Genomic DNA, 12,373 nt, shown 5'->3' on the forward strand with positions numbered 1-12,373 from the left:
CTCAGCCGCCGGTGGCTCCGGGCAGGCCCCTGAGCAGCGCCAGGTCGTGCAGGTCGCGTGCCCTCGGCTCGTACCCCTGGTGGAAGGCGAGCTGCTGGGACGCCGACAGGCACGGCACGCGCCGCCCGGCGACCGTGCCCGAGGCGAAGGCGGCCGCCGGGTAGAAGAGCGCGCCGCCCCGGTCGTCGAGGTCCTGCACGGCCGAGCCGTCCGCGGCGAAGCGGAGCGGATGCAGGTCGAGCTCGCGACCGAGGTCGTCGGCCATGACGAAACGGGCCGGCCGGCCGGGCACGGCGCCGGCCCGCTCGGTGTAGCCGAGCGCCTCCAGCGCCCCGATCACGCGCGGCTCCTGCTCGGCCCGGTGCAGCAGGTCGAGGTCGTGGTGGTCGCGGGTGGCCCGGCCGACGAGGGCGTCGACGCCCCAGCCGCCGGCGATCCACACCTCGCAGCCGGCCGCGCGCAGCGCCGCGCGCACCCGCAGCAGCTCCCCGGCATCGAAGATCATTCGGGGTAGCGTACGGCTGGACACCGCGCCGGTCAACGTGCTCAGAATGGGCCTCGTGACGCCTTCGACCGGGCACGTCGTCAGGAACCCGCGCACCGGGCGCGCCGAGCGGCCGCTCGCGCCCGTCGGCCCCGGCCGGCTGGCGGAGATCGCGGCCGGGCTGCGGGCGATGGCCCCCGCCTGGCGGGCCCCCGACCGGGCCGCCGACCGGGGCGAGGTGCTGGCCGCGTTCGGCCGCGCGCTGGCGGCCGACGACGAGCTGCTGGCCGCGCTGGTGGCCGACACGGGCCGGGAGGCCGAGTCCAGGCTGGAACGGCAGCTCACCGCCGGGCTCGCCGAACGCTGGGCGCGCCAGGCCCCCGCCCTGCTCGCACCCCCGCCCGAACGGCCGGCCGCGCTGCCGGGCATCGCCGTGGGCGGCGACGCGGTGCCGTACGAGCTGGCCGGGGTGATCAGCCCCTGGAACTTCCCGCTGCTGCTCGCCCTGATCGACGCGCTGCCCGCGCTGGCGGCCGGCTGCGCGGTGCTGGTCAAGCCGAGCGAGGTGACGCCGCGCTTCATCGAGCCGCTGATGCGGCTGGTCCCGGCCGGGCTGCCGCTGCGGCTGGTCGAGGGGGCCGCCGAGACCGGCGAACGGCTCGTCGGGCTGGTGGACACCGTCGTGTTCACCGGCAGCGTGCCGACCGGCCGCCGGGTGGCCGAGGCCGCGGCGCGCGCGTTCGTCCCCGCCCACCTGGAGCTGGGCGGCAAGGACCCGGCGATCGTGCTGGCGGGCGCCGACCTGGAACGGGCGGCCGAGGCCGTCCTGTGGGGCGGCACGGCCAACGCCGGGCAGTCCTGCCAGTCGATCGAACGCGTCTACGTCGAGCGCGACGCCTGCGACGCCTTCCTCGGCCTGCTCGCCGACAGGGCCGCGCGGACCCGGCTGACCTGCGAGGGCGGCCCCATCGGGCCGATCATCGACCCCGCGCAGGCCGGCGTGATCGCGGCCCACCTGGCCGACGCCGCCGCCAAGGGCGCGCTGACCCACACGGGCGGCGCGATCGAGCGGCACGGCGGCGGGTTGTGGTGCCGTCCCACCGTGTTGTCGCGGGTGCGGCACGACATGCTGGTCATGACCGAGGAGACGTTCGGGCCGGTGCTGCCGGTCATGGCCGTGTCCGGGGCGGAGGAGGCGGTGGAGCTGGCCAACGACAGCGCGTACGGGCTGTCGGCCGCCGTGTTCGCCGCCACCGAGAAGGAGGCGCTGGCCGTCGCGGCCCGGCTCAACGCCGGCGCGGTCAGCGTCAACGACGCCGCGCTGACCGCGCTCGTCCACGAGGGCGAGAAGAACTCCTTCGGCCTGTCGGGGCTCGGCGGCTCGCGCATGGGCGCCGCCTCGATCGGCCGGTTCCTGCGCCGCAGGGCGTACCTGATCAACCGGTCCGGGGCCGCCGACCCGTGGTGGCACCCCAGGGAGGGATAGAGCATGGGACTGCGTGCCGAGATGCCGCTGCTGGCCCGCCACGAGGGCGAGTGGGCCGGCGAGTACGTGCACGTCGACAAGGACGGCGCCGTGATCGACCGCCACCACGTCGAGATGACCTGCGCGATCGTCGACGACACCGGCTACCACCAGACCAACCGCTACCGCTGGGACGACGGCCGCACCGAGGTGCACGAGTTCCCCGGCAGGTACCTGGGCGGCGGCCGGTGCGCGTTCGACACCGACCGGCTGACCGGCCAGTTCTGGGAGCTCGACGACAACACCATCTACCTGACCTGGCGCTTCAAGGCCGAGGGCGACGACCTGCGGCTGTTCGAGCTGATCGTGCTGAGCCCGGACGGCGACTCCCGCAGCCGCACCTGGCAGTGGATCAGGAACGGCGAGTGCGTGCGGCGCACCCTGATCGACGAGCACAGGACCGCCTGACATGACCGCCTGCACCGCGTTGGCGCTCCAGATCGCGGCCAGGGCCGTCACCGACCGCGCCGACCTGGCCGCCGCCGTCGGGCGGGTGGCGGAGCGCGTCGGCGGCAGCAAGGCGTGGCTCGGCCCCGCCCTGCGGCTGGTGGTGCTGCCGGAGTACGTCCTGACCGGCTTCCCTGCCGGGCAGGGCCCGGCCGAGTGGCGCGAGAAGGCCGCACTCGACGTGGACGGGCCCGAGTACCGGGCGCTGGCCGCGATCGCCGCCGACAACGACGTGTTCCTGTGCGTCAACGCCTACGAGCGCGACGAGCACTTCCCCGGCCTGTACTTCCAGGCGTGCGTGATCCTCTCCCCGGCGGGGGAGGCGGTGTTGCGCTACCGGCGGCTGCACTCGCTGTTCACGCCCACGCCGTACGACGTGTGGGAACGCTACCTCGACCGGTACGGCCTCGACGGCGTGCTGCCGGTCGCGCGCACCGAGATCGGCAACCTGGCCGCGCTCGCCTCGGAGGAGATCCTGGTGCCCGAGCTGGCCAGGGCGCTGGCGCTGCGCGGCGCGGAGGTGTTCTGCAACCCGACCTCCGAGGCGTACTCGCCCGCCCTGACGCCCAAGGCCGTCGCCCGCCGCGCCCGCGCAGTGGAGAACCTGGCCTTCGTCGTCTCGGCCAACACCGCCGGGTTGTCCGGCATCGCGATCCCGGGCGACTCGGTCAACGGCGGCTCGGAGGTGATCGACCACGAGGGCCGCGCGCTGGCCCAGGCCGGGCCGGGGGAGACGCTGGTCGCCGCCGCCGAGCTGGACCTGGCCGCGCTGCGCCGCGCCCGCCGCCGGCCCGGCATGGCGAACCTGCCCAGCCGGGTCAAGACCGGGCTGTGGGCGCGCGAGTACGCCGCGCACGACGTCGAACGGCCCGCCGACCTGGACACCCCCCCGGACCGCGGCTTCCGCCTCGCCCGGCAGCGCGAGGTCATCGAACGCCTGCACGGCCGGGGCTGAGCGTCAGGCGCGGGCGTAGCGGCGCAGCAGCCCCCGCTCGGCCGCCAGGAAGATCGAGTTGAGCGCCACGCCGAGCACGCCCAGCAGCACGATGCCGGCCCACATGGCCGGGATGTCGAACTGGCTCTGCGCCTCCAGCAGCCGGTGGCCGATGCCCTCGCTGCTGCCGTACAGCTCGGAGATCACCATCATGATCAGCGCCAGCGACACGCTGAGCCGCAGCCCGGCCAGGATCTTCGGCGCGGCGGCGGGCAGGACGACGTGGAACAGGCGGGTGGCCGCCGACAGGCGGAAGACCCGGCCGGTGTCGAGGTAGCCGCGGTCGACGTGGCGGCCGCCGTCCATTGAGTTGATCAGTACGGGCCACACGACCCCGTACACGATCGAGGCGAGCTGCATCGGAGTGCCGATCTTGAACAGCAGCAGGAACACCGGCAGCAGCGCCGCGGGCGGCACCGAGCGGCCGAGGTGCAGCAGCGGCTCGGCCAGCGCGGCCAGCCACTCCAGGCGGCCCAGGGCCAGGCCCAGCGCCACCCCCGCCAGCGCGGCCAGCGCCCAGCCCGCCACCAGCCGCCCGAGGCTGGGCAGCAGGTCGGCGACCGCCTCGTCGGTCAGGAACAGCCGGCCCGGCGAGCCGGAGAACCACATCTCGCGCAGCCGCGCCAGGATCGTGCTGGGCGGCGGGAAGTAGACGGCCGCCGCCTGCCGGGCGGCCAGCTCCCACGACACCGCCACCACGGGCAGCAGCCAGTGGCGGCGCGCCCACCGCCAGACGGTCGCCACGGCCCCGCCCGGCCCCGGCCGGGTCACGCCGCGCCCTGCGCGCGGGCGTGGTGCCAGCGGAACAGCCGCCGCTCGGCCGTGGTGACCAGCAGGTTGGCCGCCAGCCCGAGCAGGCCCGCCCACAGCGTGCCGGCCAGCACCCGGTCGACGTGGTTGGCGCTGCCGGCCTGGAGCAGGAACGTGCCGATGCCGTCGCCGCCCGCGATGAGCTCCACGCTGACAGCGACGATGAGGGTGACCCCGACGGAGATGCGCACGCCGGTGGCGACGAACGGCGCGGCGCTCGGCAGGCAGACCCGCAGCACGACCGCCAGCGGGCCGAAGCCGAAGCTGCGCAGCGTCTCCTTGGCCTGCGGGTCGACGTCGGACAGGCCGTACATGGTGTTGACCAGCAGCGGCCAGCAGCAGGTGTAGACGATCAGCGAGGTCTTGGCGTCGGCGCTGTCGGGGAACAGGAACATGGCCAGCGGGATCAGCGACACCGACGGGATCGGCCGCAGGAACTCCACCAGCGGCCGCGCCGAGCGCTCCACCACCGGCACCGTGCCGAGCAGCAGCCCGGCCGGCACCGCCACCGCGATCGCGATCAGCAGGCCGGCCGCGCACGCGCCGAGCGTGGCCAGCACCTGCGCGTGGAAGGCGCCGTCGGCCGCCAGCCCGGCCGCGGCGGCCAGGACGTCGGAGGCGTACGGCAGCACCCCGGGGTCGATGAGCCCGGCCCGGCCCGCGGCCTCGGTCAGGACCAGCGCCCCGGCGACCCCCGCCGCCCCCAGGACCAGCCGCCCGCCCCCCGTGATCATTCCAGGCCGGTCGCGATCTGCGTGCCGACGTCGGGCCTGCTCTTCAGGTAGCCGTAGCCGACGAGCAGGTCGGCCAGCTTCTGGAAGCCCTCCCGGGGCGGCTCCATCGAGAAGACGCCGAGCTTCATGGCCGCCGCGCTCGCCGCGTCGATCTGCGTGTACGTCGGGATGACCTCGTCGATCGCCTTGCGGTCGGCGGCGGCGACGCCCTGGGCCTTGGCCAGGGCGCGGTGGAAGGCGGCGGCGGTGCGGGGGTTGGCGGCCAGCCAGGACTCGGACACGCCCCAGCCGTCGATCGGGATGCCCGCGGTCGGGCCCGACATGGTGTCGATCACCTCGGTGCCGCCCGCCTTCTTGGCGGCGGTCAGGAACGGCTCGACCAGCCAGGCGGCGTCGACCTTGCCCGAGGCCAGCGCGCCCAGCTGCTCGTTGAACGGCATCGCCACGTACTTGACGTCGTCGGGGGCGAGCCCGGCCTGCTGGAGGTGGGCGTTGGTGACCGTCTGGCCCAGCGCCTTGAGCACGTTGACCGCGACCGTCTTGCCCTTCAGGTCGGTGGCGGATCTGACCGGCGACCCCTTGGGCACGACGACGGACGCGACTCCGGGGGCCGACTCCTGGCTGTGCTGGAACAGTTTGAGCTTGGCCGCGCCGGAATCGTTGATGGACAGCAGCGAGACGTAGGAGGTCAGGAACGCGTCCATGCTGCCGTTGAGAATTTTCGGCATGACCGCCTGAGGGGCCTGGATGATCTCGGTCTTGACCGTCAGCCCCTCGGCTTTGAAGAATCCGCGTTTCTCGGCGATGAACAGCGGCGCCGCCGACGGCACCGGCACCACGCCGACGAGGAGCTGGGTCTTCTCCAGCCCGCCGGAACTCCCCGAGCCGCTGGTGGGGGGAGGGGCCGGGGCGCCGCCGCAGGCCGCGAGGCCCGTGACGAGGGCCAGCGCGGCGGCGGCGTGTGCGATCTTCACGATGCTCTCTCCTGACGGCCGGCGCGATTTCTGGCCGGGCAAGGGGACGATCGCGGCGCGCACGGACGGCGTGGGCCCGAATCGCCCGAACCCCCGACACATTCGGCGCCACCGGAAAGCCCCGCTGCCACGAATGGTGATCGTACAGCAGGATCCGCGGCGGCCGCCATGAAACAAACCGGGCATTTGTATTGACGACCCTGACGGTCGGTATAAGTCACGGTAAATCGGTTATTCGTGTATATCCCTTGCCATTGCGGGATCAATTGCTGAACTGTGCAGCGCCGCCGACGAGGTCATTGCCGCTCCTTGGGCGTGCCATGAGAGCCGGGTTGAGAGCATGTGGGCGGCAGAAGTCCCGGGCGAGACCGGTGAGGGGGTGGGGGCCCTGCGGCCGCTCCGGCTCTCGGTCCAGGCGCGTCTCATCCTGGCGACCGCCGTGTTGTCGCTCGTCGTCTGCGCGGCGATCGGCGTCGCCCTCGACCTGCTGATCCGCGACAGGATCCGGCAGGACGTCTTCGCCGACACCCAGCGGGCCACCACCGAGTGGATCGGCTCGATGGGCACCACCTTCCCGCCCCCGGTCACCACGTCCTACGTCGACCTCATCCAGCTCGTGGACGCCCGCGGCCAGGTGGTCGCGGCCAGCCGCGCCGCTCGGAGCAGGCCGCCCATCAGCACACTCTGGCCGCCCTCCGACGAACGCATCCGGCACGGCGTGGCCTGCAGGGGGGACGAGTGCCTGATGTTCACCGCCACCCGGCCCTCGCCGCAGGAGGAGCGGTTCCTGTGGCGTGGCGCGCCCCACGTCGTCTACGCCGCCCGGGTGGAGCCGCCGCTGCTGTCCACCCACCGCCTGGAGCTGATCATCGTCGCCGGGGGCCTGGCCGTCAGCGCGTTGATCACCTGGATCGCCGCGTTCCTGATCGGGCGTACGCTGCGGCCGGTCGAGGCGATGCGGGCCAGGATGGCCGAGATCACCGTCACCGACCTGAGCAAGCGGGTGCCCGAGCCGCCCGGCGGCGACGCGGTGGCCGAGCTCGCGCGTACCGCCAACAGGACGCTGGCCCGCCTGGAGGAGGCGGTCGAGCAGCAGCGCAACTTCTCCTCCATGGTCTCCCACGAGCTGCGCACGCCGCTGACCGGCCTGCGCACCCGGCTGGAGGAGGCGCTGACCTACCCCGACGTGGACCCCCGCGCCGCCCTGAGCGACGCGCTGTCCACCGCCGACCGGTTCCAGGTGATCATCGAGGAGATGCTGCTGCTGGCCCGCGTCCGCACGGCCTCCCCGCACGACCGGGAGCCGGTGCGGCTCGGCGAGCTGGTCCGGGAGGAGGTCGCCGGCCGGCGGGCGGGGCTGCTGATCCGGGTGCACGTCGAGGAGGACCTCCAGGTGCTCGGCAACCGCGTCCAGCTCGGCGAGGTGCTGACGAACCTGCTGGTCAACGCCCAGCGGCACACCCGCACGGTGGTCGAGGTCCGGGTGGAGCGCCGCGACGGCCAGGCGGTGGTCTCGGTCCGCGACGACGGCGCGGGCGTCGCGCCCGACGACCGCGAGCGGGTGTTCGACCCCTTCGTCCGCCTGTCGGAGGGACGCCGGCGCGACCCCGGAGGCAGCGGGCTGGGCCTGGCCATCTCCCGTGCCATCGCCCGCGCCCACCAGGGCGACCTGGAGATCGAGGACACCCCGGACGGCCCCTGCTTCGCCCTGCGCCTCCCGCTGCCCGCCCCCGGCCCGGACGGCCGGCCGCGCTAGCGACCGGTTTCGGCGGCCGGGCGGCGGGCAGTCGGGCGGGACCCCGAGACGAGGAGGAACACCGTGCCGACCGCACGAGAGATCATGACCCCGCACGCGGAGTGCGTCAGCGCCGAGGATTCCGTGCTGGTGGCCGCCGAGAAGATGGCCCGCATGGACGTCGGCTCGCTGCCCATCTGCGGCTCCGACGACCGCCTCAAGGGCATGCTCACCGACCGCGACATCGTGGTGAAGGTGCTGGCCGCGGGCAAGGACCCGGCCCAGTGCCGGGCGGGCGAGCTGGCCCAGGGCGAGGCCGTCACCATCGGCGCCGACGACGACGCCCGCGAGATCCTGCGCACCATGGCCGGCCACCGCGTGCGGCGCCTGCCGGTCATCGACGGGCACCGGCTCGTCGGGATCGTCGCGCTCGCCGAAGTGGCCAAGTCCGTGCCCGACGCCAAGGTGGGCGACCTGCTCGACGCCCTCACCACGGACTGACCCGGCGCCACGAAGCGCCCGGGGCGGCGCGGGCGGCGGAATCGTCCCTCAGGGGCGCACCTGAGGGCTTTTCGTCTCGTCTGCTCGACCAGCGTCTCTGAAACGGTCCGAAACCAACCTTGCCGACCATGGTTTCGGGACGAGGTCAGTTTCCGAAGTCGTCTGCACGAATGCGCGAAGCGGTCTGCACGCCCGCAGCGTGCAGACCACCCGGGCCAGCAGCACCGGCCGTGCTTCGACCCGTGCGCTGAGCACGGCGTCGAAGTCGGTCACGCACAGTAGTTGCCCGTCCGGGGCGCCGATGAACACCTCGATCGGATCGCCGTCCTCGTCACGGCGAAGCACAAAATTGCACACCCGTACGCGCGATTCCACGGACTGGCCGGGAGCCTGAGCCACCACTTCCCGCAGCTCCGCGCCATCCAGAAAGATCTCCACCAACTCGGCCACGCTGCACTGCGCGATGCCCTCGGCGTCGAAGACCGCGGCACCCGCAGGCAAGGGAATGGTCTGACTCTCCCCAGCCCGGCTGATCTGGCCGGAGATGCAGATCAGAGTTCTCGAATCAGGCCACGAAACTCCAGGCGCGGTTGCCCCAGCCCACCAAGAGGCCCGTCCGGGGATCGGTCTTTCCGGCGTCACCAGCTCAATGGCGTAGTAACGGGCTTTGGCGACCGCGCCCGCGGTGGAACCGCTGGAGGAGACCATGACCATGTGATCCAGCTCCAGGTCCGCCTGCTTGGTGAATACCCGCTCGACCCAGGTCATGTCCGGCTTCTGGCCGTGATCACGGCACTCGACCCGATTCGCACCTGCCTGCCATCACGAGCACGGCTGGTGATGAGGACGTCGACTTCACGCAGGCCCGACCCTGTACGGTCGGGCAGCATCACCGACTTGGTGACCACGGCGTCGGCATCAACTTGTGACCGGATGAAGTAGACGACCGCCTGGAAGTCATTGGAACGTGCGGGCATGCGGACACGGTAGCGATGGGGCCGACGGTTTCTGGTCGCCTCGGTACGCGCGGCCGCGGAGTTGAGGATGGTCGCCGTGGTCAGTGCCCGGCCCAGCCGGCCGTCCCGCAGACGATCGATTTGTAGAGGCTGGGAGGGCTGGTAACGCCTTCGCTGATTCAGGTCCCCAACTCCCGATTCGGGGGCACCCTGGAGACATGTCGAAGACGTCGTCTGGGGCGGGACGCGCGACGGGGTCGCGGTTGTGGCGGGTCGTGGCGATCGTCGCGGTCGTCGTGCTGGCGGTCTGTCTGGCGGCCGGGGTGTTGTGGTTCTTCGCTGATCAGCAGGCCACGCCGCCCACGGTGTCGGCCTCGGGCGAAGGGGCGGTCGCCGTTGGCGGCGACAGCTCCGGCATCATCTCGACCGGTGACGGCGCGCGGAACGTGCAGATGCGGGCTGAGGCCTCCGGGCAGGGTCGGGTGTACCAGGCAGGCGGCGACCAGACCATCAACGAGCGATGACCACCCCTCCAGCCGATCCCCGAAAGCAGCCGCTCATTCAGATGGACGGCAGCGCTCGTGAGCATGGCCGCACGTACCAGGCCGCGCACGACCAGATCATCAACGAGATCATTCAGCAGAGCCCACGGCGGCCACTGCCCCAAGTCGGTGCCGTGCAGGTTCCGTCCGGGCTGTCTGGGCTACCGCGCCGTCCTGCGGCGACCTTCGTCGGCCGGGATACAGCCCTGACCGCCCTACGCCAGACACTACGGGACACGACGGGGACTGGTGTGATCAGTCAGGCCGTGCTCGGACTGGGTGGCGTCGGAAAGAGCGAACTGGCCCTGCAATACGCCCACCACCATCGCGAGAAGTACCAGCTCGTGTGGTGGATCGACGCCAACAGCCCCGACCAGATCCGCGTCGAGCTGGCCGCCCTGGCCCGGACACTGACATGCGGCATCGACTCGGTGGCCGCCGAGCAGGCCACCGTCGAGGAAGCCGCCGCCTGGGCACTGAGCTGGCTGGCCGCCCACCCCGCTTGGCTGGTCATCTTCGACAATGTCGAAGATGTCGCCGATGTCGAGCCGTACTTGGCTCGCCTCGCTCACGGTCATGTGCTGATCACCACTCGACGTGACATCGGCTGGCAGCACCTGAACATCACCCCGCTCCGGCTGGAACTGTTGCCCCGCCAGGCCGCGATCGACCTGCTGGCCGGCCTGATCGGCCCGCCGGACTCCGCCAACAGCAACGGGCTGAGGGAACTGGCCGAACAGCTGGGGGATCTTCCGCTGGCCTTGACCCAGGCCGGCGCATACATCGCTCGAACCCCCCGCATGACCCTCACTGGGTATCTGGAGCTGCTGAAGAGCGCCCCCGCCCGCATGTACGCCACCGCCGCAACGGCCGGAGGCGACGCCGAACGCGTGGTGGCCAAGGTACTGACCCTCAGCCACACCCGCATCCAGGCCATCAACCCGTTGGCCATCGATGTGCTGAACCTGCTGGCCTGTTTCGCTCCCGACAATCTGCCCTGCTCCGTGCTGGACGGCCTTCCGACGACCGACCCCTTGCAGGTCGGCGAGGCGCTGGCGCTCCTGGAGTCCTACAGCTTGATCACCCTCACCCCAAGCCCTGTCGAGCTTGTGCCCGGCCAGCCGGAGGACCTGGTCAGCGTGCACCGTCTTGTCCAGGCCGTCACCTTGCATCAGCTCATGCCCGACCAGCGTGATCAGGCTCGCAACAGCGCGGCGGAACTGATCCAGGCCGCGCTCCCTGACCAGCCAAGGGCGATCGGTACCTGGCCTGCCTTTCAAGCACTCGTGCCACACGCACGCGCCGTGTTGCCGGCAGACTCCCCTGGCCTGCATCAGTTGATTGACTATCTCGATGCCAGCGGCGACTACACCACCGCCGTCCAACTGCAGCAAGCCATCTACAGTCACGCTCTGGCCACGCTGGGCGCCGAACATCCCGCCACCCTGATTGCCCGGCATAACCTGGCCTGGTGGACAGGGGAGGCGGGGGACGCGCTCACTGGTCGCGACCAGTACACGGCTTTGCTCCCCGTACTCGAACGCGTCCTGGGCGCCGAGCATCCCGAAACCCTGGCTACCCGGAACAACCTCGCCATCTTGACGGGTGAGTCGGGGGACGTGGTCACCGCGCGCGACCAATACACAGCTCTGCTCCCCGTACTCGAACGCGTCCTGGGCACCGAGCACCCCAACACCCTGGCCGCCCGCCACAACCTGGCCATCTGGACAGGTGGGGCGGGGGAGGCGGTCGTCGCCCGCGACCAGTTCGCCGCCCTGCTGCCCATCCTTGAACGCGTCCTGGGTGTTGAACACCCCAGAACTTTGGCCGCCCGGCACAACCTCGCCCGAGAGACGGGGGAGGCAGGGGACGCAGCAACCGCCCGCGACCAGTACACAGCCCTCCTGCCGATCCTCGAACGCGTTCGGGGCGCTGAACACCGCAACACCCTGATCGCCCGGCATTACCTCGCCCGGTGGACAGGAGAGGCGGGGGACGCAGCAACCGCCCGCGACCAGTTCGCCGCCCTACTTCTCATACTTCGACGTGTTGAAGGCGCCGAGCACCCCTCAACCCTGGCTGCGCGGAGCAACCTCGCCCGGTGGACGGCAGAGGCGGGGGACGCAGCAACCGCCCGCGACCAGTTCGCCGCCCTACTTCCCGTACACGACCGCGTTTTGGGCGCCGAGCACCCTGACACCCTGATCGCCCGGCATAACCTCGCCTGGTGGACAGGGCAGGCGGGGGACGCAGCAACCGCCCGCGACCAGCACACAGCCCTGCTGCCCATCCTCGAACGCGTCCTGGGCGCCGAGCACCCCACGACCCTGGCTACTCGGAACAACCTCGCCCAATGGACAGGTGGAGTAGGGGAGGCGGCCGCCGCCCGTGACGAGTTCGCCGCCCTGCTGCCCATCCTCGAACGCGTCTTGGGTGCTGAACACCCCAACACTCTGGCTGTCCGCCACAACCTGGCTTCCTGGACGGGCGAGGGGGGAGACGCAGCCACCGCCCGCGACCAGTTCGCCGCCCTGCTGCCCATCTTCGAACGCGTCCAAGGCCCCGAACATCCCAACACCCAGAACACCCGGACACAACTGGCCTACTGGACAGAGCGGGCAGCAGAGGGGACAGAGCTGAGCGGTGGGTGATGGTCCATTCAACGATCGTT

13 protein-coding genes are annotated in these 12,373 nt (G+C 71.8%); 7 read left to right on the plus strand and 6 right to left on the minus strand.

Annotated features, from left to right (window positions below):
* Position 1 precedes the first annotated feature (1 nt).
* On the minus strand, positions 2-505 hold the full coding sequence (locus tag ACFYYW_RS17095; RefSeq protein ID WP_387649722.1) for a nucleotidyltransferase domain-containing protein: 504 nt from the start codon (positions 503-505) through the stop codon (positions 2-4).
* Between the two features lie 55 nt (positions 506-560).
* Between ACFYYW_RS17095 and ACFYYW_RS17100 the strand changes: the two genes are divergently transcribed.
* The 3 genes from ACFYYW_RS17100 to ACFYYW_RS17110 are packed head-to-tail and all read left to right on the plus strand — an operon-like array spanning position 561 to position 3,411.
* Positions 561-1,970, plus strand: coding sequence for an aldehyde dehydrogenase family protein (locus ACFYYW_RS17100; RefSeq protein ID WP_387649725.1), 1,410 nt, complete (start codon positions 561-563; stop codon positions 1,968-1,970).
* A 3-nt stretch (positions 1,971-1,973) separates the two neighbouring features.
* A complete protein-coding gene (locus ACFYYW_RS17105) occupies positions 1,974-2,417 on the plus strand; it encodes a hypothetical protein (protein WP_387649728.1) in 444 nt (147 codons plus the stop codon).
* 1 nt (position 2,418) lies between these two features.
* The gene (locus ACFYYW_RS17110) at positions 2,419-3,411 is read left to right on the plus strand and encodes a nitrilase-related carbon-nitrogen hydrolase (protein ID WP_387649730.1); all 993 of its coding nucleotides are present in this window, start codon (positions 2,419-2,421) and stop codon (positions 3,409-3,411) included.
* A gap of 3 nt (positions 3,412-3,414) precedes the next feature.
* Here ACFYYW_RS17110 and ACFYYW_RS17115 read toward each other — a convergent pair whose 3' ends face one another.
* From ACFYYW_RS17115 to ACFYYW_RS17125, 3 genes are read right to left on the minus strand one after another with little or no spacing between them, the layout of a single operon-like run.
* On the minus strand, positions 3,415-4,221 hold the full coding sequence (locus tag ACFYYW_RS17115; RefSeq protein ID WP_387649733.1) for an ABC transporter permease: 807 nt from the start codon (positions 4,219-4,221) through the stop codon (positions 3,415-3,417).
* Positions 4,218-4,994 (minus strand): ABC transporter permease, encoded by a 777-nt coding sequence (locus tag ACFYYW_RS17120; RefSeq protein ID WP_387649736.1) that lies wholly within the window; start codon positions 4,992-4,994, stop codon positions 4,218-4,220. The genes ACFYYW_RS17115 and ACFYYW_RS17120 overlap by 4 nt, the downstream gene beginning before the upstream one ends.
* Positions 4,991-5,968, minus strand: coding sequence for an ABC transporter substrate-binding protein (locus ACFYYW_RS17125; protein ID WP_352327405.1), 978 nt, complete (start codon positions 5,966-5,968; stop codon positions 4,991-4,993). Before ACFYYW_RS17125 ends, ACFYYW_RS17120 begins: the two co-directional genes overlap by 4 nt.
* Positions 5,969-6,308: 340 nt before the next feature.
* Between ACFYYW_RS17125 and ACFYYW_RS17130 the strand changes: the two genes are divergently transcribed.
* The gene (locus ACFYYW_RS17130; RefSeq protein ID WP_387649739.1) at positions 6,309-7,724 is read left to right on the plus strand and encodes a sensor histidine kinase; all 1,416 of its coding nucleotides are present in this window, start codon (positions 6,309-6,311) and stop codon (positions 7,722-7,724) included.
* Positions 7,725-7,787: 63 nt separating this feature from the next.
* The gene (locus tag ACFYYW_RS17135) at positions 7,788-8,204 is read left to right on the plus strand and encodes a CBS domain-containing protein (protein WP_387649742.1); all 417 of its coding nucleotides are present in this window, start codon (positions 7,788-7,790) and stop codon (positions 8,202-8,204) included.
* Between the two features lie 48 nt (positions 8,205-8,252).
* Here ACFYYW_RS17135 and ACFYYW_RS17140 read toward each other — a convergent pair whose 3' ends face one another.
* Both ACFYYW_RS17140 and ACFYYW_RS17145 read right to left on the minus strand, forming a co-directional pair.
* Positions 8,253-8,972 carry a hypothetical protein gene (locus tag ACFYYW_RS17140; protein ID WP_387649744.1) on the minus strand — a complete coding sequence of 240 codons (720 nt, stop codon included), beginning with the start codon at positions 8,970-8,972 and terminating at the stop codon, positions 8,253-8,255.
* The gene (locus ACFYYW_RS17145) at positions 8,969-9,181 is read right to left on the minus strand and encodes a hypothetical protein (RefSeq protein ID WP_387649747.1); all 213 of its coding nucleotides are present in this window, start codon (positions 9,179-9,181) and stop codon (positions 8,969-8,971) included. Before ACFYYW_RS17145 ends, ACFYYW_RS17140 begins: the two co-directional genes overlap by 4 nt.
* Positions 9,182-9,435: 254 nt before the next feature.
* Here ACFYYW_RS17145 and ACFYYW_RS17150 point away from each other — a divergent pair, with 254 nt between their 5' ends.
* Entirely contained in the window at positions 9,436-9,684 is a 249-nt protein-coding gene (locus ACFYYW_RS17150) for a hypothetical protein (protein WP_387649750.1), read from the plus strand.
* The gene (fxsT, locus tag ACFYYW_RS17155) at positions 9,681-12,353 is read left to right on the plus strand and encodes an FxSxx-COOH system tetratricopeptide repeat protein (protein WP_387649753.1); all 2,673 of its coding nucleotides are present in this window, start codon (positions 9,681-9,683) and stop codon (positions 12,351-12,353) included. The genes ACFYYW_RS17150 and fxsT overlap by 4 nt, the downstream gene beginning before the upstream one ends.
* Positions 12,354-12,373 lie beyond the last annotated feature (20 nt).

The sequence above is a fragment of the Nonomuraea sp. NPDC001831 genome, assembly GCF_042892035.1.
Taxonomy (GTDB): domain Bacteria; phylum Actinomycetota; class Actinomycetes; order Streptosporangiales; family Streptosporangiaceae; genus Nonomuraea.

Coding starts and splice junctions, on each gene's coding strand:
- ACFYYW_RS17140 (WP_387649744.1), bottom strand. CDS start 8,972: ATGACCTGGGTCGAGCGGGTATTCACCAAGCAGGCGGACCTGGAGCTG.
- ACFYYW_RS17130 (WP_387649739.1), top strand. CDS start 6,309: ATGTGGGCGGCAGAAGTCCCGGGCGAGACCGGTGAGGGGGTGGGGGCC.
- fxsT (WP_387649753.1), top strand. CDS start 9,681: ATGACCACCCCTCCAGCCGATCCCCGAAAGCAGCCGCTCATTCAGATG.
- ACFYYW_RS17105 (WP_387649728.1), top strand. CDS start 1,974: ATGGGACTGCGTGCCGAGATGCCGCTGCTGGCCCGCCACGAGGGCGAG.
- ACFYYW_RS17120 (WP_387649736.1), bottom strand. CDS start 4,994: ATGATCACGGGGGGCGGGCGGCTGGTCCTGGGGGCGGCGGGGGTCGCC.
- ACFYYW_RS17095 (WP_387649722.1), bottom strand. CDS start 505: ATGATCTTCGATGCCGGGGAGCTGCTGCGGGTGCGCGCGGCGCTGCGC.
- ACFYYW_RS17110 (WP_387649730.1), top strand. CDS start 2,419: ATGACCGCCTGCACCGCGTTGGCGCTCCAGATCGCGGCCAGGGCCGTC.
- ACFYYW_RS17145 (WP_387649747.1), bottom strand. CDS start 9,181: ATGCCCGCACGTTCCAATGACTTCCAGGCGGTCGTCTACTTCATCCGG.